The sequence below is a fragment of the Stenotrophomonas maltophilia group sp. msm4 genome, assembly GCF_032025605.1.
GTDB lineage: Bacteria > Pseudomonadota > Gammaproteobacteria > Xanthomonadales > Xanthomonadaceae > Stenotrophomonas > Stenotrophomonas sepilia.
The window spans coordinates 226,311-249,959 of the sequence record NZ_JAVSKK010000002.1 but is presented as its reverse complement, the minus strand read 5'-3'; the positions used below and the strand labels follow the sequence as shown (position 1 = coordinate 249,959).

Below are 23,649 nucleotides of genomic sequence, written 5' to 3'. Positions count from 1 at the left end.
CCCTGCGTTTACAGCCTGTGCACCGCTGTTACAGCTGGATCCGCGCCACGCTCTCGTCAGCGCCCTTGTCATCCTTCTCGCCGTTCTTGATGCTCACGAACAGCACGTTGTTCTTCGCATCCAGCGCCAGGCTGTTCGGGTGGGTCGGCACCGTGTAGGTGGCCACCTTCTGGTAGCTGTCACTGTTGTACGCCGTCACCGTGCCCGCTTCGCGGTTGGTCACGTACAGGCGCTTGCGCGGTGCATCCAGCAGGATGCCCAGCGGGCCGGCGTCGGTCGGGATGCTGGCCAGCTCCTTGCCGGTGCTGCGGTCGAGCACCAGTACGCGCTGGCCCGGATGCTTGCTGACCAGGCCGCTGCTCTTGGCCTGGTAGCCACGCAGGAATTCCGAGCCCTGGTCGGTCACGAACAGGCGCTTGCCCGCCGGGTCCAGCGCGATGTTCATCGGCTGCTCGGCGGCGATCCTGTGCTGCGCCACCACCTTGTTCGAATCGGTGCCCACCACCACCAGGTCGGCCAGCAGGTTGCTGGTGTAGACGCGCTTGTTGGCCGCATCCAGTGCCAGGCCCGGCGCCTTGGCATTGCCCAGGCCGTCGATGGTGTTGATCACCTTCAGCGTGTTCGTATCGATCACGAACAGCACGCTGCTCACGTCCGGCTGGCTGCTGTGGCCGGTCACGTACAGGCGGTTGGCCGCGCTGTCGACCACCAGCTCGCGCAGGTCGTGGGTGTAGGCGGCCTTGCCGTCCTTGCCGGCTTTCTTCTCCATCAGCTGGATGGTGCCCACGGCCTTGTTCTGCGCGGTGTCGACCACGGTCACCGACAGGTCCACGGTGTTGCCCACGTACAGGCGGTCGTGGGCGTCATCCAGCACCACGCCGAACGCCTTGCGCTCCAGCGGGATGCGGGTTTCCACGGCCAGCGTGGCCGGGTTCAGGCGCAGCACCTGGGCCGGGCCGGCGTCATCGCCGAAACCGCCAGAGGAGGCCACGAACACGGCGTTCTGCTTCGGGCTGTAGGCCAGCTCGTACAGGCCCTTGGCCACGGCCTGGCGCTGCACGGCGGTGGTGGCACTGGCGGCGGGCGCGTTGTCGGCGAACGCGGAGGGCACGCCGAGGCTGAGCGAAACGGCAACGGCCAGGGCGGCCGAGCGGAAGAGAGGAGTACGGAACATGCGAGCGTCCTTGAATGGGCACGGGAAGGTGTCCTGGCTCGCTGGGCCGTACTGCGACGGCCCGCCCCGCATCTGTCTGCGCGGGGTGGGCTGGCTGGGGATGCGGGGGAATGGTAGCAGGTGGGGGGCGTGGCGTGCGCCGTCGCGGGCATGGCCAACGCTCGACCTCGATGCTGCGCCCGCCGCTATGCCATCCGTGGGCCGTGGCTCTGCTGAAGCTGCTGCTCCTCCTGCAGGCGCTGCGCGTCTCCCTGCCGCTGATTCTGCTGCAACTGCGCGACCCGATCGAACGAGGCCTCCACCGGTGCCTGCGCAGCCACCTCCGCCGGCATGCTGGCGCGCTGGTGTGCCGGGTCACTGCGGTCGCCCTGCACGATGAACAGCTTCGGTGCGGTATCACCGCGCTGCTCGCCCAGAACCACCTCGTCCACGCGCGAGAACTGCTGCTCCTTCGACAGCGCGAGCAGGCTGGCGCTGACATTGCCGTTGCGCGCCCCGAAAGCGCCGAGGTCGGCTACCTGCTGGTGGATCTGGTTGAGGCGGGCATGATCGTCGTGCGCCGGGTCTGCGGGCGTGCCGCTTGCCGCGAGCGTACTGTTGCCGCGCCACTGCTCGCCGTTCTCGGTGAACATCCACTCGCGGAAGGTCTGCTTCGGCATCGGGTTCCACTGCACCTTGTCCAGTTCGCTGCCCTTCACCTGCTGCGGAATGGCATTGACCGCGCGGATGTTGTCCAGGACCCTGGTAGCGCCCTCGTAGTTGGTGATCTCCCCGGCCAGCCCGACCGGGCGCAGCCCAGCGTGGTTCAGGGCACCCCATGCGAAATCGGTGCAGGCGTTGGAGAAGAAGTCGTACTCCATGTCGAAGCCGTGCTTCTTCGGGTTCGCCGAGAACTCGAGGATGCGGTCGTACTGCGCCTTGCTGATCTCGATCGTGCGCTCGAAGCGGGGTTTGTCGTAGACCAACACATCCATGTCATCGACTTTGCCCCTGTTCGGCTCGTCCTTGGTGCCTGCGTGGGTGAAACCCATGCTCTCCGGGAAGGGTTCACCCGAACGGCGCAGCGACAGGAACATGTGCCCCGCGAACGATGGCTCCAGCAGAAACCTGTTTCCCTCAGCATCACGGCCGTAGCGCGGCGTGCCGGGGGCCGCCAGATGAATGGTTACGCTGTAGCGTTCGGCATCGTCCTTGTGCATGTCTACTTTCCTAGTGATTGGTAGCCAACGATCAGTTCTGCTTTCAGGCCTTCCAGCCGGGGCCGATCCTCCACAAGGTCCACCCGCAGAACGTAGCGCCCGGGTGCAATGCCTCCGACCTGCGCCAACTGCAACGTGCGATAGAGCACCTCTTCAGAGTACAACCCGGCCTCGGCCAAGCTGTTGATGTCCACGCTCCCCGTCGTCAGGTCTGTTACCACGCCATCCTCCCCGATTTTCTGAGAATCGCGTCCATCGCGAGTACGCTGCCAGAGCTGCACAGGACCAGGTGCACCGCCATCAATACGCTCCAGGCGCAGCCGCGTTGGCAGCCGTCCCAGCGTGATCTTCTCCGAAGCATCCAGCAGCCGTCGCGCATCGGTATCCTGCAGCCGCAACCCGATGTTCAGGATCGGAATGGCCGGCTTCTGGGGCGCCGGCAAATCAAACGTGACCTCGGCAATCCGACCGGCCTTCTGCAACTGCACGGCCCGCGTGAGCGGCACAACCGTGCGGGCCTCGGCCTGTGCGCGCGTCAGCAGGGACGGCGCAACCTCAGGCGCTGGTGACGCACGGCATGCCGCCAGCGCGCCCAGCACCGCCAGTACCAGCCCCCGCCGCAGTGACCGCGTCATTGCTCCTTCAACCGCAGCGAATCGGCCACATCGGTCTTGGCCGCCACCTCGGTGGCGATGCTGGCGCGGCGGTGCCCCGGGTCGTTGCGGTCGCCCTGCACGATGAAGATGCTCTCCGCCGCATGGCTGCTCTTCGTCGGCCGGCTGAGCAGCACGTGGTCCACGCGCGAGAGATTGTTCTGCTTGGCCAGCACCAGCAGGCTGGCACTGATGCGCTGGCTGGCCGCATCGAACGGGCGGCCATGCGCGGCATCCAGCTCGGCCACCTTCTGGATCAGCTGCGAGAACAGGCGATGGTCGGGATGCGAAGGGTCCAGCAGCGTGCCGGCCACTTCAATCGGCGTCGGCGGCGGCTCATCGCTGGCGCGGTCGCCCTGGCGATGATGCTCGGCCTCGCGCTCGGGCATCGCGTGGTGGGTTTCGGCATTCAGGTCGCTGCCCGGGAACGGCGCGGCAATGCACTGGATCTCCGGCAGGTTGAACAGCACCGCGAACTCGCCCAGGTTGCTGCCGCCATCCAGCGTCGCCGGCAGTGGATGCAGGCCAGCGTAGTGCAGCGCCGCCCAGACGAAATCGCTGCAGCGGTTGATGGTGGCCGGGCGGTCCACATCGAATTCGAACTCGGCCGGTTCCTCGGCGAAATCACGCAGGCAGCCGTAGTGCTCCTCGGTGATTTCCAGGGTGCGGCTGTAGTAAGGGTCCAGATGCTCGTCAGCATCGTCGTGGCGCACCTGTGCGTACTGCACGCCGGTGCGGGTTTCACCCGGCGCGTGGCGCGGTGGCGCGAAGCCGTAGCTGTGGGCCTCGTCGCCCGCAGCGACCTGCAGGTACATGTGGCCGCGCGGCGAGATGCCCCCACTTTTCAACGGGGTGCCGGGCGCGGCCAGATAAAGGGTTGCGGTGTAGCGTGTTGCCTGCTCCATGCCTGTTCAGCCTTGATGGGTGCTGCGGTCCTGGATGGATGATGGCATAGGTGGGATGGTGGGCAGGTGGATAGAGGCGACCGATCGCGACTAGCTGAATATGTGAGCCAGCGTGCAGTACCAGCGCCCCGAACACTCGCGGGTGGCGGCACTAGCCCATCTGAATGCCGCCGGACGTCTGGGCCACCGCCTCGCGCTGCTGCGTTTCCTGACGGGTCTGTTCGGCCACTCGCGTGTCGATCTGCTGACTGCGGGCCACCCCCTCCTCAAGGCTTTGCTGAGGCTGGTTCAGATCCACCATGGCCCTGAAGCCAGGCGTCGTGCCCATCACGAAGATCTTCTCTTCCTGCAGCACCACATCGCGCAGCTGTCGCGGCTGGTGAATGCCGTTCTCCCGCGCAGCGACCATCGCTGACATCACCTGCGCATCGCTCACCTTCTCAGGCAGCTCCGATCGCATGCGGTCAAACAGCTGCTGCGATTCCGGCGACAGCGCAGCCAAACGCTCTTGCGGCCGCCGCTCACCCTCCACCTCGGTCAACAGCTTCTGCAACGTGGTTTGCTTCTTGGGGAGGGGATTCTCGTGCGTCGAATTGAGCTTGCTATCGGGGAACGGCTTGGGAATGCTCTTCAGCGCATCAATATTCGGAAGCACCTTCATCGTCCCTTCGAAGCTGGGATCGGGCTTCTCTAACTTGGGCCGCAGGCCGGCCTGACCAAGGCCCGTCCACACGTAATCGACGCAGCTGTTCGACAAACCGTTGTAATAGAGATTGAAGCGCTCCTGATCGCGATTGACGCTCGCCTCGCCGTACGCCTTCAATTTGTCGTACTGATCCTTGGTGATCTCGAGCGTGTAGGAGAACCGAGGGTTCTGGTAGGTCTCGAACTCCCCCTTCACCACGTGCCCAGGCCCGGTGATCCCCGTTTTTATCGGCGAGAACCCATATCCGTCTTTCTTGTCACCATCGGCAACCATGAAGTAGGCATGGCCCGCCGAAGATGAGTGGGTCGTGCCATCCTTGCCTGCAACAGGTGTGCCCGGGGCAGCGAGGTAGACCGTGACGGTATAAGGCCCCTTATTGCCTTCCTGGGGTGCGGCTGCACTGTTCGATTGACTGTCCATAGTCCTATTTCACGTTGTAGTTGGCGACGAGAAGCTCGAAGTTGAGATGTGCAACTTCCGGGTTGCCCTGCAGGTTGGTCACCTTCAGCCGGTACTTCCCGGCCGTCAGATCCCCGGAATCAGCACGGGCCACCTCATATTCCCTGTAGGCCAGGGCCATATCGTACTTTCCTGCGTTGACCAGACTGTTCGAATCCGCGCCGACGGCGCTCCTGTATTCGTACACATCGCCCTTGGCCGGTTGATATCGGCTGCCCTGCCAGACAGCAGGCAGATCGCGATTCAATACCTGTAGTGCTATGGGCGTTTCGGCGTCGCCGTCCAGCTTCCACAGCTGCACCTTCAGGGGAATCCGGGCGTCTTCAAGGAAGGCGACATCGCCCGGCTTCATGTCCGGACGCTTGGCAGGCCCACCGGTACGGAAACCGATCAGGAACGTGCGAGGTTTGGGATCCTTCTCCCAAGGCGGTGGCAGCTCAAAACGCGCCTCTACCGTCGCACCTGCATGGACCAGGTCCATAGGCTTGGCGACGGGGAAACCATCGCCATAGATCTGGGGTGCCTGGGCGCTACAGCCACCCACAAGCAGGGGCAGCAGTACCATCCATGGCCTCAGTAGGTGTCGCATCCGTTCCTCACATTCGGGCACTCACTTGCCTGCAGTTTATACACCGCACCGGCCGGCAGGACCTGAACTGGCTTCACATTGCCGCGTGGCGGAATTGGGATGCCTGCCGACGAACATTGCGCGGGGCAGTTCTGGTGTTAGCAGGCATGCGATGGTGCGGGCACTATTCCTGCACTCGGGAGGATGACCATGACCAGGATCGACACCGCATGGCTGGAAGCGTTCGACAATGAGCTTCTCCACCTGTTCGCCATCGACCATAGCGATGCCGGCATGGATGAGTACCTGCTGGGCTGCTACGCAGACCTTCCGCCTCGCGAAGCAGCACTGGCGTTCGGCAGCGACTACGACCTGGAGCGCGACGATGCGCTGTGGCCACGGCCGTGCGTGGCGTCGGAAAGTTAAGCTGTGTCGCAATCGGCCCGCTGCACGTATCAGCTCGGCGGGCTAGGTGTCGCTTTTGGGATCCTACACGGCTGCAAACCGTACTTTTTGAAGCGCATTCGGGCGGTAGCTTAACAACGGCCACAACCGCTGCACCGCAAGGGTTCTGTCGCGCGTGCGCCATGCAACAATGCCGTAAGCGTCAGCATTTGCGGCCTCTGCGGCCTACGGTTTCTTGGCATCTCGCAGCCATGCGAGTACACCTTGGCATGCCACCTCACACAGGGTGGCACGGGCGTCGAAAACCCGGTCAACAACCATGTGTTTGCGCTTGCCAGCCGGCGTCACGTTCGTGTGACGCCGGCTGGCAATCCGTTCGCGGTCCATGGCGGGCGGTGCGTGGGGGTCTTCGGACCCGCCGGATTGGTTGTTGACCGGTTTTCGAGCCTCGCATCGTCCGCCACTTTTATCGGTGGCGCTGCTGTCTGTCCTGTACGGAGCATTGCCATGAACACATCGGACTTCCGTTCCCTGCACGCGCAGTACGATCCGGACAACGCCGAACCCGAGCGCGAACCATCCGTCGATCCCAACGCCTTCGTCGCCACGCTGCACCGCATCGGAACTGGTGCGGCTGCGGACGGCCAGCCTTGGCCGGAGCGGCATCAACTGCCCGGGCGGCGTCTTCAGTTGGCGGACGCGGATTGCGCGCTGGCGGGTCTGCGCGTGGTGGCGGAGCTGATGCTGGCTGCGGAGCGCACTCGACAGAACGGTGCGCCCGAGGAGTATCTGGGGGATCGGGTGATGGAAGGGTTGAAGATGGCGTGTGTGGCGTTGACTGCACAGGTGACTGAGCGGTTGCACGTGCCGGAGTAGAGCCGGAGGATCTGAGTTTCAGACAATAGGCAGCGCGCCGCTAATGAGCTATCGGAAGGCGAACGGCCTTTCCTGCTCGCCGAACTGCGAACTTTTGATAGTGCTTTACGGCCTCCAACTGTCTTGCGGCGAGGAGGGTAGGCGGAGCTCTCATTATCCCTAGTCAAAAGGAAGGGTTAGGAAAGAGCAACTACTCAGCTGCCTCCGACAATATACTTGCCCGTCATAAAATCGCTCTGCGCCAGATGACCGCCGATACAGCATCAGGCATTCTGGAACTTAGGTCCGATGGCTTTCGCTGCGGCCTGCCGCGGGGAATCCAACGTACAATCGCATGACTCGTCGCCGCGATTGCTGATGACGAACTATGCAAGTTAAATTGAATTCGCTTCGCTGCACAATTTCCCATTGAACAGTAGTAGCTGCGCAATCTCTCAATAGCGCATTGATAGCAAAGGCGCACTGCATTCACGCACCGTGAGCTTGGAGCAGTTCACCCCACATACTTCACTCAGAAATTGCACCAGCCGTCTCGACTCAACGCTGGCCAATGCCGTCATCCGCAGAGGCAGTAAGCTCGGAATCATTTTCGAGTCCTCGCAATTGCCAGACATGCGATGGCCAGCAAATCGCAAAATTCATTATCAGAAAGCGCATAGCCAACGACTGCAGTTGGCAACCAAGATCTCCAAGATTTAAGCGTACGCGCGAGCCTTAGGGGCATCGTATTGCGGGCTCGTTTCCGTGCGATGGCGCTGCCAGCTTGGCACTAGGGCCTGACTCAGCGGTATTTCTCGAGGAGCCCTCCTCCCCTCCCGCAGATCCACTGGTGTCGGGACTCATCGACCCAAGCGTTTTGACCTAAAGATGTGGAGACGCAATATCAATCCTTCGCGCACACGACTTTGGTCTCCGCTTATGAGACTCCCTAGGCGGAGAATTGTCTCCTCCAATCAACATCGAGCACTTGACACTGCCCCCAGCCGTATTGGAATGCGGGGCGGTGTAGTGATAAGATGGATACACAATGTGTATCCATTTGGAACACCCAATGAAAGATGTAGGGATGCGAATCAGATTGGAACCCGAGCTTCGGAAGGCATTTGTGCATAAGTGCAGGCTTCATAACACTTGTGCCGCTCAGGTCCTAAGAGAATTCATGAGATCTTACGTTCATGACGTCAACTTGACTGAAGATGGCTATCAGCCGGCACCCACTGCTACAGATAAAAAACTATAATGGATATTTTGATATATGAAATCCGTAGTTAACACTGCCCGCTCCAAGTCAAAGCCAAAAGTTCGAGTAGCTGCCTTCTTCGCTGGCGCAGGCGGCCTCGATTTGGGATTCGACCAAGCAGGATTTGACGTCGTATATGCTACAGACTTCATACCCCAGTGTACTGAGACCATCAGAGCCAATTCATCAAAATCAATCCAATCGGCACCAGAAGTCGTTTGTGCAGATATTCGCACATTGAAGCAGAGCGACCTACCTTCGGATATTGATTTTGTTATTGGCGGTCCTCCCTGCCAGTCATTTTCAGCGTCTGGACGTAGAGCTGGAGGCGCGGCCGGAACACTGGACTCCAGAGGGACCCTGTTCGAGGCCTATTGTCGTGTCTTATCCTGGCTAAAACCCAAGGGATTCCTTTTCGAAAACGTTCGCGGCATCCTAGCAACGAATGGGGGAAAAGATTGGGCGCGAATTCAGCAGGCTTTCAAAGAGCTCGGCTATACAATTAGCTTCAGGGTTCTAGACGCACTTGATTACGGCGCTCCTCAGCAGAGAGAGAGACTATTTCTGGTCGGTCATCGAGCCGATCGCTCTTTCCTTTTCCCTGCCCCCCTATTTGGACCAGACTCCCAAAGCGGGCAGCCCCATGTCACCGCCGGCAGAGCTCTTGAGGGAGTAGTTCAAACTGAGGATGTTGCCGCACTGTGCCTCAAAGATGGCAAGTACGCCCATCTGCTTCCGCTCGTCCCCCCGGGTAGCAACTATCTTCACTTCACGTCGAAGCGAGGCTATCCGAATCCGGTCTTCGCTTATAGGTCACGATTCTCCGACTTTCTCTACAAAGCCGACCCCAATCTCCCAATTAAGACACTAATCGCAAGCCCCGGAAAGTACACCGGACCGTTTCACTGGGATAGCAGATACTTTTCTGTGGCCGAGTACAAGCGCCTTCAAGGCTTCCCCGATGACTATATCGTGACGGGATCCAGGTCCGATGCGATCAAGCAAATCGGAAACTCTGTAAGCCCGAAGATTGCATTCGCCCTTGCACAATCTATTGCCACCCAGATTTTTGACATAGACACCGGCATTGAGCTCCTGCCTGCAGATGCGCCGCTCAGCTTCGATAAGAGAAAAAGTGCCAAGGCGAGGAATACGAGAAGGCTGCACGCAATCGTAGACGAATCTAAGGGGGCCATGGCAAGTTCATTTTCTATATTCGACTACGAGACCAGAATTGAACCAACACTCGCTCCTGCCGGAAAGAAGAACACCAAAGTCACAAGAGTAAAGGATGGCGTAAAGATATCTGTTCGATCGGATGGCTCAAAGAAGCTATTCGCGAAAATGACGATGCGCTTACCCGGAATTATGCCGACATCTGAAGGTGACCCCACAGATGGATACGTTCGCATCGAAGTTTTCGGCGAGTCGCCTCATTCAATCCAAACAATGTGGAACGCGATCGACGACTGGGTCATCAGATCCAGTAATTTCCATTCGCTTTTCGAGCTCTACGGCCACTTCACTGAACCGCACCCGATTTTCGAAATTGATAATTTTGTTACCCACTCGACTCATCCTATCGCGACATTTGCCAAGCACTGCTCAAAGTTTGAGAATTGTTCGACCCACTTGAAAAGATCTCACTTGACGGATCTTTTCGGATCATCCCTTGGCACGAATAATTTTCTTGATATAGTAGAGATTCTGAGAGGGTATCGATTCGACATCCGCTGCTTTGAAACTAACATTGCGATGCCTAAAGATAAGTACATGGTGGCATACCCCTTCACTCTCCCTCATAGAAAGCAGATGAACTTCTCAGTAAAGAGGCGGCAGACGGTTCTTCAGAACGTGTTGAGCCCTCGCAATGACGAGATGTATTGATAGGGATATGAAATGAATCGACCACCAGAATCTGAGTGTAAGGATCTAGCTTCCGTTTACGGAACGGAAGCGGAAGGACGAATCGGGGAGCAGGTTCTGAACTGCTTACAGCTGGCGCTTTCATATGCGGAAGATGATTACGCAAAGGGCGAGGAAGTAAATTTCAAACTCAGCCCACGACTCAAGTCTGCGATAGAGAACCTCTCCGCAAAATCCGAGACTTCCACCACCGCTTTCACCAACATCGTGACGGCCATTAGCATAAAGACAGCGCGCCCGGAAATTGATGTCCGCTACCATCAAGTTCAGATTCAGAATCAGACCAATCGACCAGCGGGATTCAATTTTCGGGGCGTATCCGAGAAGAACATTTACCCATGGCTATCCAAGAATGAGTTTAATGGCGCCAAGTCGGGATGGCAGACGCGCACATTCGAGCGCCCAAAGCCATATTTTCTTTCGTATGACGAAAACATTGGAACCATCAAGACTAGCTTTCTTGAAATATACGACGAGCTAGAATCCGGAGATTGCGATCCATTTGAAGCGCTACGATTTCTGATTTACAAGCAAATTCAAATACGCGCCAAAAAAGGAATAATAATCGCCGAACCAAAGACGCGAGATATAGCCACTATTGTGCGCATGCTAACGGAGCACTTTTCTCAAACATACAAGAACAAAGGCGCATCAAGACTGCCAGTCCTAGCCTTCCACGCGATTTACACCGTTCTGGTGCGCGAGATGCAACGCTTTCATGGCATGTCCATCAGACCTCTTGAATCACATTCAGCGGCAGACGCTCAAACCGGCGCAATTGGGGATATTGAGATAGCAAGAAGCGATGGATCTATTTTTGAAGCCCTTGAGATTAAACACAACATCCCTATTGACTCCACCATTATTGAGCATGTAAAGCGCAAGGTGATGGATAAATCCGTCGATCGCTACTATGTTCTTACCACCCATATCAGCAGCGATAAGCCCGGACTGGAGGAAGAGTTAACCTCAATCCAGGCACGCTTCGGATGCCAGGTAATAGTTAATGGAGTGTACCGATCCCTTTATTATTACCTTCGCCTATTGTCGGATCCTTCGAGCTTCGCTCCAGAGTATGCCGCACTATTGAAGACCGAGAGAGCCATCAGCTTCGAACACCGTGAAGCTTGGAATAGAATCGCTATGGGCTAGCGGGTACAAAGGCCTTCTAGACTATATTCTACCCCCCGGAGCCCAAGACATCCTCACAACAGTTGAACTTCTTCGGGAGGCCTTAAAAAAGGCGGCCAATGTGGCCGCCTTCTTTTTGTCCAATTAATTCATCAGTCAAACCCCAACAGGATTAGCCTTCTCCGGATCAATCTTGTACTGCTTGATCGCCCGGGCCACATCCTTCGCGGTCATCTTCCCTTCCTTCGCCAGCGCCGCAATCGCGGCATGCGCGATGTAGTACCGGTCAACCTCAAAGAACCGGCGCAGGTTCGCACGCGTATCCGAGCGACCAAACCCATCGGTACCCAGCACGGTGTACGACATCGGCACGAACGCACGGATCTGGTCCGCATACGCACGCACGTAGTCGGTGGCGGCAATCGCCGGGCCCTGGCGGCCTTCCAGCAGCTCGGTCACGTAGGCCTTGCGCTGCTCACCTTCCGGATGCAGGCGGTTGGCACGTTCCACGTCGAAACCATCGCGACGCAGTTCGTTGAAGCTCGGGCAGCTCCAGATATCGGCGGTCACGCCGAAGTCCTTGTCCAGCAGCTCGGCCGCGGCAATGGCTTCGCGCAGGATGGTGCCCGAACCCAGCAGCTGCACGCGCAGCTCGCCCTTCTTCGGCTTGCCGGCGTCGGTCAGCAGGTACATGCCCTTGACGATGCCTTCGGCCGCGCCTTCCGGCATTTCCGGGTGGGTGTAGTTCTCGTTCATCAGGGTGACGTAGTAATACTCGTCCACCTGGTCTTCCATCATGCGCTTGGTGCCATGCTGCAGGATCACCGTCACTTCGAAGCCGAAGGTCGGGTCGTAGCTGCGCACGTTCGGGATGCCACCGGCCACCAGATGGCTGAAGCCATCTTCGTGCTGCAGGCCTTCACCGTTCAGCGTGGTGCGGCCGGCGGTGCCACCCAGCAGGAAGCCGCGGGTACGCATGTCCGCTGCCTGCCAGGCGATGTCGCCCACGCGCTGGAAGCCGAACATCGAGTAGTAGATGTAGAACGGCAGCATCGGCACATTGCTGACCGAGTAGCTGGTACCGGCGGCCATCCACGAGCTGATCGCACCCGGCTCGCTGATGCCCTGCTGCAGCACCTGGCCGCTCTGGTCTTCGCGGTAGAACATCAGCTGGTCGGCGTCGACCGGCTTGTACTTCTGGCCGAACGGCGCGTAGATGCCGATCTGGCGGAACAGGCCTTCCATGCCGAAGGTACGGGCTTCGTCGGCCACGATCGGCACGATGTGCGGGCCCAGTTCCTTGTCACGCAGGGTGATGTTCAGGCTCTGCACGAAGGCCATGGTGGTGGAGTAGCTGCGCTCGCCGCTGCTCTTCAGCAGGCGCTCGTAGGCTTCCAGCTTCGGCGCCACGAAGGTCTTGTCGGCCTTGCGGCGGCGCTGCGGCAGGTAACCGCCCAGCGCGGCACGGCGTTCCTGCAGGTACTGCACTTCCGGCGAATCCGGGCCCGGGTGGTAGAACGGCACCTGGCCATCGGCCAGCTGCGCGTCGGTCACCGGAATGTTGAAGCGGTCGCGGAAGTGGCGCACCGCTTCGTCGTCCAGCTTCTTGGTCTGGTGGGTCGGGTTCAGTGCCTCACCGGCGCTGCCCATGCCGTAACCCTTCACGGTCTTGGCCAGGATGACGGTCGGCATGCCCTTGGTGTTCACGGCCTGGTGGTAGGCGGCGTACACCTTGTGCGGGTCGTGGCCACCACGGTTCAGGCGCCAGATGTCGTCGTCGCTCAGGCCAGCGACCATCGCAGCGGTTTCCGGGTACTTGCCGAAGAAATGCTCGCGGGTATACGCGCCGCCGAAGGCCTTGCAGTTCTGGTATTCGCCGTCGACGGTTTCCATCATCAGCTTCTTCAGGACGCCGTTGGTGTCCTTGGCCAGCAGGGCATCCCAATAACCGCCCCACAGCAGCTTGATCACGTTCCAGCCGCCGCCACGGAACACGCCTTCCAGTTCCTGGATGATCTTGCCGTTGCCGCGCACCGGGCCGTCCAGGCGCTGCAGGTTGCAGTTCACCACGAAGATCAGGTTGTCCAGGCCTTCACGGCCGGCCAGCGCGATGGCACCCAGGGTTTCCGGCTCGTCGCTCTCGCCGTCGCCGATGAAGCACCACACCTTGCGGTCGGACTTCTCGATCAGGCCACGGTTTTCCAGGTAGCGCATGAACTGCGCCTGGTAGATGGCGGCCAGCGGGCCCAGGCCCATCGACACGGTCGGGGTCTGCCAGTAGTCCGGCATCAGCCACGGGTGCGGGTACGAGGACAGGCCACCGCCATCCACTTCCATGCGGAACTTGTCCAGCTGCTCTTCGCTGATGCGGCCTTCCAGGAAGGAACGCGCGTAGATGCCCGGGGCGCTGTGGCCCTGGATGAACAGCAGGTCGCCCGGGTGGTTTTCGCTCGGGGCGCGCCAGAAGTGGTTGAAGCCCACGTCGTACAGGGTGGCGCCGGAGGCGAACGAGGCGATGTGGCCGCCCAGGTCACCCGGCTTGCGGTTGGCGCGCACCACCGTGGCCATCGCGTTCCAGCGGATGATGGAACGGATGCGCCATTCCAGCTCGGCATTGCCCGGGCTCTTGGCCTCGAACTGCGGTTCGATGGTATTGACGTATTCGGTGGTGGGAGAGAACGGCAGGTAGGCGCCCGAACGACGGGTCAGTTCCACCATGCCTTCCAGCAGCTGATGCGCGCGCTCGGAGCCCTCGACATCAATAACGGCCTTCAACGACTCGATCCACTCCTGGGTTTCCACAGGATTCGGGTCGTTGTTCAGCACCTCGTTCAACCAGTTCATTAGCGCTCCCATAACCGCACGCACGCGCGCGACTGTTGTATAGATTTCTAGACCGCAAAGTGTAGCGCACCAAGGGCTTTCGTCACTTGGCTACGCTGGCGTATGGATGCAACCGGCCAGTGTCCGCAAGGGGCTTGCCGGGCCCGCTGATGGCCCTGCGGCGGGCCTTGGCGGCGGCGCGGGCTGTCGCTTGCGGGCCGCTGCGCCCATGTGCAGGACGCAGTGTTACCGCTGCCGATGACGGTTGTAGGGCAACTCCGGCACCGCCGTAGGTGGGCGCCGGGCAGCGGTTCTGAACCGGCGACAACATGTCGCACCTGCCTCTGGATCGCTGCCAGTCGCGGGCCCAGGGTGGGTCGCGAGTGATGGGCCCGATGGCCCTGCTCCCTTCCACAGCATCGCCGGGGCGCCTCGCAGGGGGCGCCCCTTTTGCTGTGCGCACGAAGGTCCGTGGCCCAAATTGCACCTGCTTGTGGCCGGATCGGATGTTGTCGCTTTCGACATATCGATATATCGTTTGCACACTCGTTTACCGATATATCGAAATGAGCCGAAGCCCCTCTCCCAGAGCCCGTTCCACCGATTCAGCGGTGCCACGTCGCAATGGCCAGCCGCGGGTGCTCAGCCGCGGCGACCTGCGCCTGCTGGTGCTGGCCCTGATCGGCGAGCAGCCGCGCCATGGCTACGAGCTGATGCAGCTGATCAGCAACCAGTTCATGCAGGCCTACACGCCCAGCGCCGGCACCATGTACCCGCTGCTGGCCAGCTTCGAGCAGGCCGGCTGGATCGAGGCCGAGGAAGTGGATGGCAAGCGGATCTTCCGCATCACCGCTGCCGGTGAGTTCGAGCTGAAGGTGCAGCGCACCCAGGTACGCCTGGCGCAGCGACGTGCCTTCGACCGTGCCCGCGAGATCACCAAGGCCTCGCTGCCGCCGCCGCTGGCCACTGCCCTGCGCGAGTTCAAGCGGGCGCTGGTGCATCACCACGGCCGCTGGGCCGAGGGCGAGGCGGACGAAGTGGCGGCGCTGCTGACGCGGGCCTCGGCCCTGCTCAACGGTACGGCCGGTAGCGAGCAACCACCGATTTCAACGACCCAGCCAGACTGAATCCAGCCAGGTCGCCCCTACGCCGCGCGCCCCCGCGCGACACCTTTACAGGTAACCCCCATGACCGAACACAACAACACGCGCCTGCGCCTGGATGTGCGCTTCCGTGAACTGACCGTGCTGCGCACCGAAGAGGTCACCCCGCACATGCGCCGCATCGTGCTGGGTGGCGACGACCTGGCCGGCTTCGATTCGCCCGGCGCCGACGACCACATCAAGCTGTTCTTCCCCAACGCTGCGGGCGAGATGGTGCTGCCGGTGCTGACCGCCGAAGGCCGCAGCTACCCGGCCGGCAAGGCGCCTTCGCCGGCCCGTGACTACACCCCGCGCTGGTGGGACCACGAGCGCGGCGAGCTGGCCATCGACTTCGTGCTGCACGACCAGGGCGTGGCCGGGCCGTGGGCCGAACGCGCACAGCCGGGCGACATGCTGGTGATCGGCGGCCCGCGCGGCTCGTTCGTGGTGGCCGACACCTACGACGCCTACGTGCTGATCGGCGATGAAACCGCACTGCCGGCCATCGCCCGTTGGCTGGACATGCTGCCGGACAGTGCCGAGGTGCAGGCCTTCATCGAAGTGCGCGACGAGGCCGAGCGCCAGGACCTGCCGCAGTACGAGAACGTGCGCATCCACTGGCTGGAGCGCAACGGCTTCCCGGCGGCCAGCAGTACGCTGCTGGAAGACATGCTGACCGACTTCGAGGCCCCGGACGGCGATGTCTTCTACTGGATCGCCACCGAATCTCGCCGCGCACGGATGATGCGCAAGTTCATCGAAGGCCACCTGGGTGTGCCACGCGACTGGATTCGTTCCACCGGCTACTGGAAGGCCCACCCGGACGAAACCGACGGCGATTGATCAAAAGGCGGTGGGTGCGGACCCTGCTTGGTGGGTGCGGACCGTTGGTCCGCACGATCCCTCAGCGCAACGCGCCCAACCATGCCACGCACGCTTCGCTCGGGCTCTGCTTGGCCTTCACCGTCATCCCGCTCACGCGCACGAACGTCTGCGCCGCCTGCGCCACCCTCTGGCGGGCGATCAGCGCCGCCTGCTTGGTGGCAGCCTGCTGCTTGCGCAGCTGCACGATGTTGATCGAAGGCCGACCCACCGGCGCGTACTTCTGGTCGCGGCGCAGCACGTCGGCCACCTGCGCCACTTCGAATTCGGCCTGCAGGTAGCGGTGCTGTGCTTCCACCAGCTCGCGCAGCGGCGCGCGCAGTGCAGCGGTGTCGGCGAAGGCGGCCAGGGCCGCGTCGCAGGCAGCGTCATCAGCGAAACGGGCGCGCAGCGCATCCACGCTGGCCAGGGTCAGTTTGGCCATGTGGGCCTCGTTGCTGCAGGAAAGGAGCGCGATTGTCGCATTGCTTGCCGGCGGATGCGTTGAACCGGGCGATGGAATACCTGTAGAGCCGAGCCCACGCTCGGCTCATCGCGCGCAGCGCGAGGGTTTTCCGATGGCGGAACGACGAGCAGCCGAGCATGGGCTCGGCTCCACAATGGCCCGCTGTATCACCCACGGAAGTGCGCGAAGGTCTGCTGTGCGGCATGGTAGAAGACACGCTGGTGGAACGGGCCGGTACCCTCGGCCTGGAACCGAAAGTGGTGCGCGAGGCGCTGACCATGCACGTGGATGAGCTGCTGCACACCCGTGGCGTGCTGCGGCTGGTGAAGGCGCAGATCAACGGCATGATGCCCGGCGTGTACTTCGGGCTGCTGTTGCCGGTGCTGATCATCGCCCTGCTGTTGGCGCTGGAGATATGGGCCGCGAAGCGGTTCGGGTGGACGCGGCAGGCGGCGCCCAGTGCTCCTGTAGCAACTGTCTTGTCAGGCGGAGGCCATCTGGGCCTCCGCGTCACGCTTGCGGGCGTTGAGGATCACCAGCATCTTGCGCATCACCGCGACCAGGGCCACCTTGCCCGGCTTGCCTTGGTTGACGAGGGATTCAAAGAATTCCTTGAGCCGGGGCTCATAGCGTTTGGCGGTCAGCGCTGCCATGTAGAGCGCTTCGCGTACAACGGCCCGGCCGCCGGTGATGCTCCGTCGTCCTTTCCAGTTGCCGCTTTCCCGGTTCATGGGGGCAACCCCTACCAAGGCCGCGATGGCTTTCCCACTTAGTCTTCCCAGCTCCGGCAGCTCGCAGGCCAGGGTTGCCATCAGCACCGGGCCAGCGCCTTTGAGCTTGGCAAAGTCATGCCATCCTTCCTGCTCAGCCAAGAGCGCTGCGATGGTGGTATCGAGCTGCTTGATGGTTTTCTGGATCTCACGCAGATGCTGATTCAGCATGGAAATCAGGCTTGGTTCGCTGAACGCACGCATGCGCTGATGCTCGCTCACCCGCATCTGCACCAGATGGCGCCGACGCTGGCAGAGCTCACCCAGACGGCGTTGCCAGGCTGCTGGCGGGACGTAACGGGTCAGCTTGAGAACGTCGGCCATGTGAGCCAGAACCATGGCATCGATGCGATCGGTCTTGGCCTGCTTCCCGGTGGCTGAGGCGAAACTGCGGCCACGGCCCGGGTTGATCCGCACCATCGGCAAGCCAGCTTCGTGCAAGGCGTCCAGCGCCTTCTGTTCATAGCCGCCGCTGGCCTCCAGCACGACCTGCTTGGCTGGCCACCGCTGCAGCCATCTGATCAGACTGGCCCAGCCCCGCTTGTTGTTCTTGAACTGACGGAAGGCCTGTTCATGGACGGCCACATCCAGATTCTCACCGCTGACATCGATCCCGATCCCAAACATGGGGCAACTCCGCTAGGCTGACAGGGTCGAGAGCTCCCCCCGCTTGCCCAGTCTTATCAGTACGAGTGCCAGCTCGATCAACTGTTCGGGCGGATCAGGGAGAAACCGGCGCGGAGATCCTTGCTACAGAGCGATCGAAAAGACCTAGAGCCGAACGGTCGTCCGCGCCGGGCTCTCGGCACCTAAGGTGCCAGAGTCGGAAGAGATAAGAGCCGAGCCCACGCTCGGCTGCTTTTCGCTCCACCCTCGCGTTACGCGCGATGAGCCGAGCGTGGGCTCGGCTCTACAGGAGCACTGGGCGCCGCCTGCCGCGTCCACCCGAACCGCTGCGCGGCCCAGATCTCCAGCGCCACCAGCAGCGCGATGATCAACAACGGCAACAGCAGCCCGAAATACACACCGGGCATCATGCCGTTGATCTGCGCCTTCACCAGCCGCAGCACGCCACGGGTGTGCAGCAGCTCATCCACGTGCATGGTCAGCGCCTCGCGCACCACTTTCGGTTCCAGGCCGAGGGTACCGGCCCGTTCCACCAGCGTGTCTTCTACCATGCCGCACAGCAGACCTTCGCGCACTTCCGTGGGTGATACAGCGGGCCATTGTGGAGCCGAGCCCATGCTCGGCTGCTCGTCGTTCCGCCATCGGAAAACCCTCGCGCTGCGCGCGATGAGCCGAGCGTGGGCTCGGCTCTACAGGTATTCCATCGCCCGGTTCAACGCATCCGCCGGCAAGCAATGCGACAATCGCGCTCCTTTCCTGCAGCAACGAGGCCCACATGGCCAAACTGACCCTGGCCAGCGTGGATGCGCTGCGCGCCCGTTTCGCTGATGACGCTGCCTGCGACGCGGCCCTGGCCGCCTTCGCCGACACCGCTGCACTGCGCGCGCCGCTGCGCGAGCTGGTGGAAGCACAGCACCGCTACCTGCAGGCCGAATTCGAAGTGGCGCAGGTGGCCGACGTGCTGCGCCGCGACCAGAAGTACGCGCCGGTGGGTCGGCCTTCGATCAACATCGTGCAGCTGCGCAAGCAGCAGGCTGCCACCAAGCAGGCGGCGCTGATCGCCCGCCAGAGCGTGGCGCAGGCGGCGCAGACGTTCGTGCGGGTGAGCGGGATGACGGTGAAGGCCAAGCAGAGCCCGAGCGAAGCATGTGGGGCGTGGCTGGGCGCGTTGCGCTGAGGGATCGTGCGGACCAACGGTCCGCACCCACCAAATGCAGGTTGACACCCACCAGATGCAGATCCGCACCCACCAGATGCCGGTTGGCATCTACCGGGTAGTGCCGGCCGCTGGCCGGCAACCCCATCGGCATCGGGCACCTCGCATGCAGCCGGCCAGCGGCCGGCTCTACCGGCACCCAAAAAGAAGGCCCGCTTTTCAGCGGGCCTTCTGCCTTCTCACGACGAGTGAGTGGGGTGCATCAGGCCGCCGGCTTTTCGCCGGTGGCTTCGGTGGTGATGCGGATCTTCACTTCATCGCTGACGTTCGGGGCATAGGCGCCGACGCCGAAATCGCTGCGCTTCAGGGTGGTGGTGGCATCGAAGCCGGCGGCCGGAACCTTGGCCATCGGGTGCTCGCCGCCGCCGTTGACGGTGACGTCCAGGGTGACCGGCTTGGTGATGCCCTTGATGGTCAGGTCGCCGGTGACGGTCAGCTTGTTGGTGCCGGCCGCTTCCACCTTGGTGCTCTTGAAGGTGGCATCGGCGAACTTGGCGGCGTCGAAGAAGTCGGCGCTCTTCAGGTGCTCGTCGAACTTGGCGGTGAAGCTGTTCAGGCCGCTCAGCGGCAGCTTCACTTCCACGGTGGACTTGGTCACGTCTTCGGCGTTGTACACCAGGGTGCCTTCGACGTTGCCGAAGTGCGCGCTGGGGTTGGAGAAGCCGAAGTGGCTCCACTGCGCCAGTACGTCGGTGTGGCTCGGGTCCAGCTTGTAGGTGCCCGAGGCGATCTTGATCGCTTCGGCGGCCGGCGCGGCATCAGCGGCCGGGGTGGCAGCCTGCTCGGTGGTCGCCGGGGCGGCGGCATCGGCCGCCGGGGCAGCGGTATCGGCCGGCTTGGAGCAGGCGGCGATGGCCAGGGTCAGGGCCAGCGGCAGCAGCAGTTTACGGGTGGCGCTCATCTGAGGAACTCTCCGGATCGTAGGGTGGGTACACGGTGCAGCAAGAGCCCGCCGCGGGACGGCGGGCCCGAAACCGATACAGCGACTTACGCGATGCGCGCCGCTTCGTCGAACGACAGGCGCGGCAGGCGCGGGAACAGGCCCGCCGGATCACCGTAACCCAGGTTGACCAGGAAATTCGACTTGATGGAGGTGCCGGCGAAGAAGGCTTCGTCGACCTTGGCCGGGTCGAAGCCGGACATCGGGCCGGCATCCAGGCCCAGCGCGCGCGCAGCCAGGATCAGGTAGGCACCCTGCAGGCTGCCGTTGCGGATGGCGGCTTCGTGGCGGCCTTCCTGCGGGCCATCGAACCAGGCCTTGGCATCGGTGTGCGGGAACAGGTACGGCAGCTTCTCGTGGAAGTCCAGGTCGAAACCGATGATGACGGTGACCGGCGCAGCCATGGTCTTGGCCAGGTTGCCTTCGGACAGCGCCGGGGCCAGCTTGTCCTTGGCCTCCTTCGAGGTGACGAAGACGAAGCGGGCCGGCGTGGTGTTGGCCGCGGTGGGGCCCCACTTCACCAAGTCGTACAGTTCCTTCAGCAGGCTCTCGGGGACCGGCTTGTCGAGGAAGGCGTTCTGGGTGCGGGCCGTACGGAACAGCTGATCAAGGGCGGCGGCGTCGAGCGCGTGGGACATCGGTGGATCTCCAGGGCGGCGAAAGGAAGTCAGTGCCCGCGGGCGGCGCGGGGCGAAACGACGAGCCGCAGTGTAGAGTGTCGCGACTGTTGCAACACCCAGCAGGGCTGAAACGAATTAATGCCAATGGTGAAACGATCGAGCGCGCCATGGACGGTCACTGACGGCCGTGCGGGCAATGTCCGCCAAGCGGTCGCGCTGGCCTCGGCACTGCGCCAGGGCACCCACCGACCGCTGCTCCTGCAACCGCGCGCACCCTGGCGCTGGCTGTCGCCGCGCCGCCTGCCCGGCGATGTGAATGGCTACGGCGAGGCCTTGGCGACGCTGGCGGCTGAGGCGCCGGCACTGGCGATCGGCTGTGGTCGCCAGGCGGCCGGTGCCCTGCGCGTGCTGCGTGCACGCGGCAGCCAGGTGGTGCAGATCCTCGACCCGCGCATCGGCGCCCGCCATTGGGACGTGGTGGTGGTGCCGGAACACGACGCCCTGCGCGGCAGCAATGTGCTGACCCTGCTCGGCAGCCTCAACCCGGTGGACGACGACTGGCTGGCCTGGGGCCGCGCCGCGTTCGCCGGCTTCAGCACCCTGCCCGGTCCGCGCACCGCACTGCTGGTGGGCGGGCCGACGCCGCTGGCGCCGTGGGACGAGACGGCGATGGTCGGTGTGTTCCAGGCGCTGGCCGAGCAGATCCGCAGCGAAGGCGGCAGCCTGCTGGCCACCACCTCGCGACGCACGCCGCCAGCCCTGGCCGAGATCCTGCGCGCGAAGTTCGCCGACCTGCCGCACGTGATCTGGGGCGATGGTGGCGACGGTACCAATCCCTATGGCGGCCTGCTCGGCTGGGCCAACCGCGTGGTGGTCTCGCCCGATTCGGTGAACCTGCTCTCTGAAGCCTGCGCCACGCGCATGCCGGTAATGGTGGCGCTGGCCGATACCGCGCAGGGCCGGCTGGCCCGGTTCCAGCAGCAGCTGCGCGAACGCGGGCGCTTGCAGCCGCACTGGCTGGACTGGCAGTACGACCGCATCGAGCCATTGCGCGAAACCGCGCGCGTGGCGGCGGAAGTAAAGCAGCGCCTGGCCTTGGGGTAGTGCCGGCCGCTGGCCGGCAACGCTGTGCGCATTACCGGACACCCTGCCGATGCCGGCCAGCGGCCGGCACTACCGGGGTGCGCAGCGATTTCTGAACATTTCAATCCGCCCATACCGTTAGAGTCCGGTGTCCCCCACCGGACCGAATGCCTTCATGCGTACCCTGCTCCTGCTGCCCCTGGCCCTGCTCGCCGCGTGTTCGACCGCGCCCACCGAGCTGGACCCGATCTCCTATCAATGCCAGCAGCAGCTGGATGCGTACCGCGAACAGCCGGCGCTGCGCGATCCGAAGACGGGCGAGCGCCCGCCGCTGCCGATCGCCCCGATCAGCGATGCCTGCGACAGGGAACTCCAGCGCAAGGGCGTGGATCGCCCGCTGCGCTGAGCAGCGTATGATCGGCGCGCGGGCCTGCCCGCCGTTGAAGGTACCGACATGGATCGTTTTTCCCGCCTGCGCCGCGCCGCGCTGCTGATCGCCAGCCTGCTGGCGACCGCACCGGCCTGGGCCGACAGCACCGCCTGCCGCGAGCGCTACCCGAGCGTGGCGTCGCAGGCGGCGATGCTGGATGTCGCCTGGACCACCGCCGAACGCCTGGACGCGCTGCCCGATGTGGACGTGGTGGTGGCCGCGCGCGGTGGCCAGGACCTGAGCCGCTATGGCCTGCGCCACAGCCACCTGGCCTTCCTGCTGCGCGAGGACGACGGCCGCTGGCGCGCGATGCACCTGCTCAACCGCTGCAAGACCGACCGCTCGCAGCTGTACCACGAGGGCCTCGGCAACTTCGTCGGCGAGAGCGGCGGCCATACCGACCTGCGCATCGGCGTGCCGTCGGCCCCCTTGCGTGCAGCGCTGCGCGCGATGCTGGTGCCGCCCTCGATCCAGCCCAAGGCGCTGCACGAAGCGAAGTACAACGTGGTCGCCTACCCGTTCGCCACCGACTACCAGAACTCCAACCAGTGGGTGCTGGAAGTGCTGGCGGCGGCGATGGCGCAGGCCGAAGGCGCGCCGGCCATCGTCAAGCGCGAACAGGCACAGCAGTGGCTGCACCAGCAGAAGTACCAGCCCAGCGTGCTGCATATCGGCCTCGGCAAGCGCGTGGGTGCGCGCCTGTTCGTGGCCAACGCCACCACCACCGACCATCCGGCCGGCGAACGCATCTCCGGCAACTATTCGGTGGTGACGGTGGAATCGGTGTTCGACTTCCTGCACCAGCGCAGCCAGCTGCAGCAGGAACTGGTGATCCCCCACGTGCCGGTGGCCGGTGCCACTGCCGCCGCCCCCTGAATTCCGCTAGGAGAACGATATGCGTCCGCTGCTTGCCTCTGTGTTGTCGATGGTGATCGTCACCGGCCTGGCCTGGTCGACGGCCGCCCACGCCGAACGCCGTATCGTGATCATCCATGACCCGGGTCCGCAGGGACCGAGCCTGGAAATGTCCACGCAGATGGTGGCCTCGGCCCGCGCCGCAGCAGCGAAGGAAGCCCAGGACGCGGCCGACGCCGGCCGGCCGCTGGCCCGCCCGCAGCAGATCAAGCTGCCGCAGATGGAGGTGAGTGCGATCGCCACCACCGTCGATGGCCGCCGCGAAGTGCTGCTGCGTGATGCCAACGATCCGCAGAACACCGCATCGATGCAGTATCCGCGCGGCATCGGCGGCCCGGCCGTGCAGTTCACCGTGGGCCAGACCGTGAATTTCGAGCCGACCGGCAACGACCAGGGCTGGCAGCTGAAGGACAACCAGGGCCGCCCGCTGGAATACCTGCCCGAAGCCACCGGCCCGCGCGACATCTTCGATACCCGGCGCTGAGCCGCCGTCCCCACGCTGACCAGGAGGTCT

General features: G+C 62.8%; 22 protein-coding genes and 2 pseudogenes. 12 read left to right on the top strand and 12 right to left on the bottom strand.

Annotation, left to right across the window (positions count from 1 at the left end; all coding sequences use genetic code 11):
* Positions 1–28: 28 nt before the first annotated feature.
* The 6 genes from ROV93_RS10270 to ROV93_RS10245 form a co-directional block, all read right to left on the bottom strand.
* On the bottom strand, positions 29–1,174 hold the full coding sequence (locus ROV93_RS10270; protein WP_072167700.1) for a YncE family protein: 1,146 nt from the start codon (positions 1,172–1,174) through the stop codon (positions 29–31).
* A gap of 185 nt (positions 1,175–1,359) precedes the next feature.
* Positions 1,360–2,373 (bottom strand): XVIPCD domain-containing protein, encoded by a 1,014-nt coding sequence (locus ROV93_RS10265; RefSeq protein WP_072167699.1) that lies wholly within the window; start codon positions 2,371–2,373, stop codon positions 1,360–1,362.
* A 2-nt stretch (positions 2,374–2,375) separates the two neighbouring features.
* Entirely contained in the window at positions 2,376–3,008 is a 633-nt protein-coding gene (locus ROV93_RS10260) for a hypothetical protein (protein WP_072167698.1), read from the bottom strand.
* Positions 3,005–3,931, bottom strand: a complete 927-nt coding sequence (locus tag ROV93_RS10255) for an XVIPCD domain-containing protein (protein WP_111201265.1) — start codon at positions 3,929–3,931, stop codon at positions 3,005–3,007. The genes ROV93_RS10260 and ROV93_RS10255 overlap by 4 nt, the downstream gene beginning before the upstream one ends.
* A 151-nt stretch (positions 3,932–4,082) precedes the next feature.
* Positions 4,083–5,057: a lytic enzyme gene (locus tag ROV93_RS10250; RefSeq protein WP_219629309.1), complete on the bottom strand. Its 975-nt coding sequence runs from the start codon at positions 5,055–5,057 to the stop codon at positions 4,083–4,085.
* A gap of 4 nt (positions 5,058–5,061) precedes the next feature.
* A complete protein-coding gene (locus tag ROV93_RS10245; RefSeq protein ID WP_072167696.1) occupies positions 5,062–5,661 on the bottom strand; it encodes a hypothetical protein in 600 nt (199 codons plus the stop codon).
* Positions 5,662–5,874: 213 nt separating this feature from the next.
* Between ROV93_RS10245 and ROV93_RS10240 the strand changes: the two genes are divergently transcribed.
* The 4 genes from ROV93_RS10240 (at position 5,875) to ROV93_RS10225 (ending at position 11,263) form a co-directional block, all read left to right on the top strand.
* Positions 5,875–6,090: a hypothetical protein gene (locus ROV93_RS10240; RefSeq protein ID WP_176698780.1), complete on the top strand. Its 216-nt coding sequence runs from the start codon at positions 5,875–5,877 to the stop codon at positions 6,088–6,090.
* 486 nt (positions 6,091–6,576) lie between these two features.
* Positions 6,577–6,945 (top strand): hypothetical protein, encoded by a 369-nt coding sequence (locus ROV93_RS10235; protein WP_072167694.1) that lies wholly within the window; start codon positions 6,577–6,579, stop codon positions 6,943–6,945.
* 1,255 nt (positions 6,946–8,200) lie between these two features.
* A complete protein-coding gene (locus tag ROV93_RS10230; RefSeq protein ID WP_072167693.1) occupies positions 8,201–10,072 on the top strand; it encodes a DNA cytosine methyltransferase in 1,872 nt (623 codons plus the stop codon).
* Between the two features lie 12 nt (positions 10,073–10,084).
* Positions 10,085–11,263: a hypothetical protein gene (locus ROV93_RS10225; RefSeq protein ID WP_141653575.1), complete on the top strand. Its 1,179-nt coding sequence runs from the start codon at positions 10,085–10,087 to the stop codon at positions 11,261–11,263.
* A gap of 135 nt (positions 11,264–11,398) precedes the next feature.
* Here the strand turns inward: ROV93_RS10225 and aceE are convergent, their stop codons facing one another.
* Positions 11,399–14,086, bottom strand: coding sequence for a pyruvate dehydrogenase (acetyl-transferring), homodimeric type (gene aceE / locus ROV93_RS10220; protein WP_012478970.1), 2,688 nt, complete (start codon positions 14,084–14,086; stop codon positions 11,399–11,401).
* A gap of 545 nt (positions 14,087–14,631) precedes the next feature.
* On the opposite strand from aceE, the gene ROV93_RS10215 reads away from it, so the two are divergent.
* Positions 14,632–15,192 (top strand): PadR family transcriptional regulator, encoded by a 561-nt coding sequence (locus tag ROV93_RS10215; RefSeq protein WP_072167692.1) that lies wholly within the window; start codon positions 14,632–14,634, stop codon positions 15,190–15,192.
* Positions 15,193–15,252: 60 nt separating this feature from the next.
* Entirely contained in the window at positions 15,253–16,050 is a 798-nt protein-coding gene (locus ROV93_RS10210; protein WP_072167691.1) for a siderophore-interacting protein, read from the top strand.
* Between the two features lie 61 nt (positions 16,051–16,111).
* Here ROV93_RS10210 and ROV93_RS10205 read toward each other — a convergent pair whose 3' ends face one another.
* On the bottom strand, positions 16,112–16,513 hold the full coding sequence (locus ROV93_RS10205) for a hypothetical protein (RefSeq protein WP_111201276.1): 402 nt from the start codon (positions 16,511–16,513) through the stop codon (positions 16,112–16,114).
* A gap of 197 nt (positions 16,514–16,710) precedes the next feature.
* On the opposite strand from ROV93_RS10205, the pseudogene ROV93_RS10200 reads away from it, so the two are divergent.
* Positions 16,711–16,983: pseudogene (locus ROV93_RS10200) on the top strand (hypothetical protein); the annotation flags it as partial.
* Positions 16,984–17,016: 33 nt separating this feature from the next.
* Here the strand turns inward: ROV93_RS10200 and ROV93_RS10195 are convergent.
* Together ROV93_RS10195 and ROV93_RS10190 are read right to left on the bottom strand one after the other, a co-directional pair.
* A complete protein-coding gene (locus ROV93_RS10195) occupies positions 17,017–17,931 on the bottom strand; it encodes an IS110 family transposase (protein WP_269777539.1) in 915 nt (304 codons plus the stop codon).
* A 251-nt stretch (positions 17,932–18,182) separates the two neighbouring features.
* Positions 18,183–18,509: pseudogene (locus ROV93_RS10190) on the bottom strand (hypothetical protein); the annotation flags it as partial.
* Between the two features lie 197 nt (positions 18,510–18,706).
* Here ROV93_RS10190 and ROV93_RS10185 point away from each other — a divergent pair.
* Entirely contained in the window at positions 18,707–19,108 is a 402-nt protein-coding gene (locus tag ROV93_RS10185) for a hypothetical protein (RefSeq protein ID WP_312539613.1), read from the top strand.
* A 241-nt stretch (positions 19,109–19,349) separates the two neighbouring features.
* Here ROV93_RS10185 and ROV93_RS10180 read toward each other — a convergent pair whose 3' ends face one another.
* Positions 19,350–20,048 (bottom strand): YceI family protein, encoded by a 699-nt coding sequence (locus ROV93_RS10180; RefSeq protein ID WP_072169052.1) that lies wholly within the window; start codon positions 20,046–20,048, stop codon positions 19,350–19,352.
* An 86-nt stretch (positions 20,049–20,134) separates the two neighbouring features.
* A complete protein-coding gene (locus ROV93_RS10175; protein WP_005415046.1) occupies positions 20,135–20,725 on the bottom strand; it encodes a malonic semialdehyde reductase in 591 nt (196 codons plus the stop codon).
* A 126-nt stretch (positions 20,726–20,851) separates the two neighbouring features.
* Here ROV93_RS10175 and ROV93_RS10170 point away from each other — a divergent pair, with 126 nt between their 5' ends.
* The 4 genes from ROV93_RS10170 to ROV93_RS10155 all read left to right on the top strand — a co-directional run bounded on the left by ROV93_RS10170 (position 20,852) and on the right by ROV93_RS10155 (position 23,619).
* On the top strand, positions 20,852–21,811 hold the full coding sequence (locus tag ROV93_RS10170) for a mitochondrial fission ELM1 family protein (protein WP_072169051.1): 960 nt from the start codon (positions 20,852–20,854) through the stop codon (positions 21,809–21,811).
* Positions 21,812–21,965: 154 nt separating this feature from the next.
* The gene (locus tag ROV93_RS10165; protein ID WP_005415044.1) at positions 21,966–22,196 is read left to right on the top strand and encodes a hypothetical protein; all 231 of its coding nucleotides are present in this window, start codon (positions 21,966–21,968) and stop codon (positions 22,194–22,196) included.
* A 48-nt stretch (positions 22,197–22,244) separates the two neighbouring features.
* Positions 22,245–23,096: a DUF2145 domain-containing protein gene (locus tag ROV93_RS10160; RefSeq protein ID WP_072169050.1), complete on the top strand. Its 852-nt coding sequence runs from the start codon at positions 22,245–22,247 to the stop codon at positions 23,094–23,096.
* Positions 23,097–23,115: 19 nt separating this feature from the next.
* Complete coding sequence (locus ROV93_RS10155; RefSeq protein WP_312539605.1) at positions 23,116–23,619, top strand: hypothetical protein; 504 nt, start codon at positions 23,116–23,118, stop codon at positions 23,617–23,619.
* Positions 23,620–23,649: the final 30 nt, after the last annotated feature.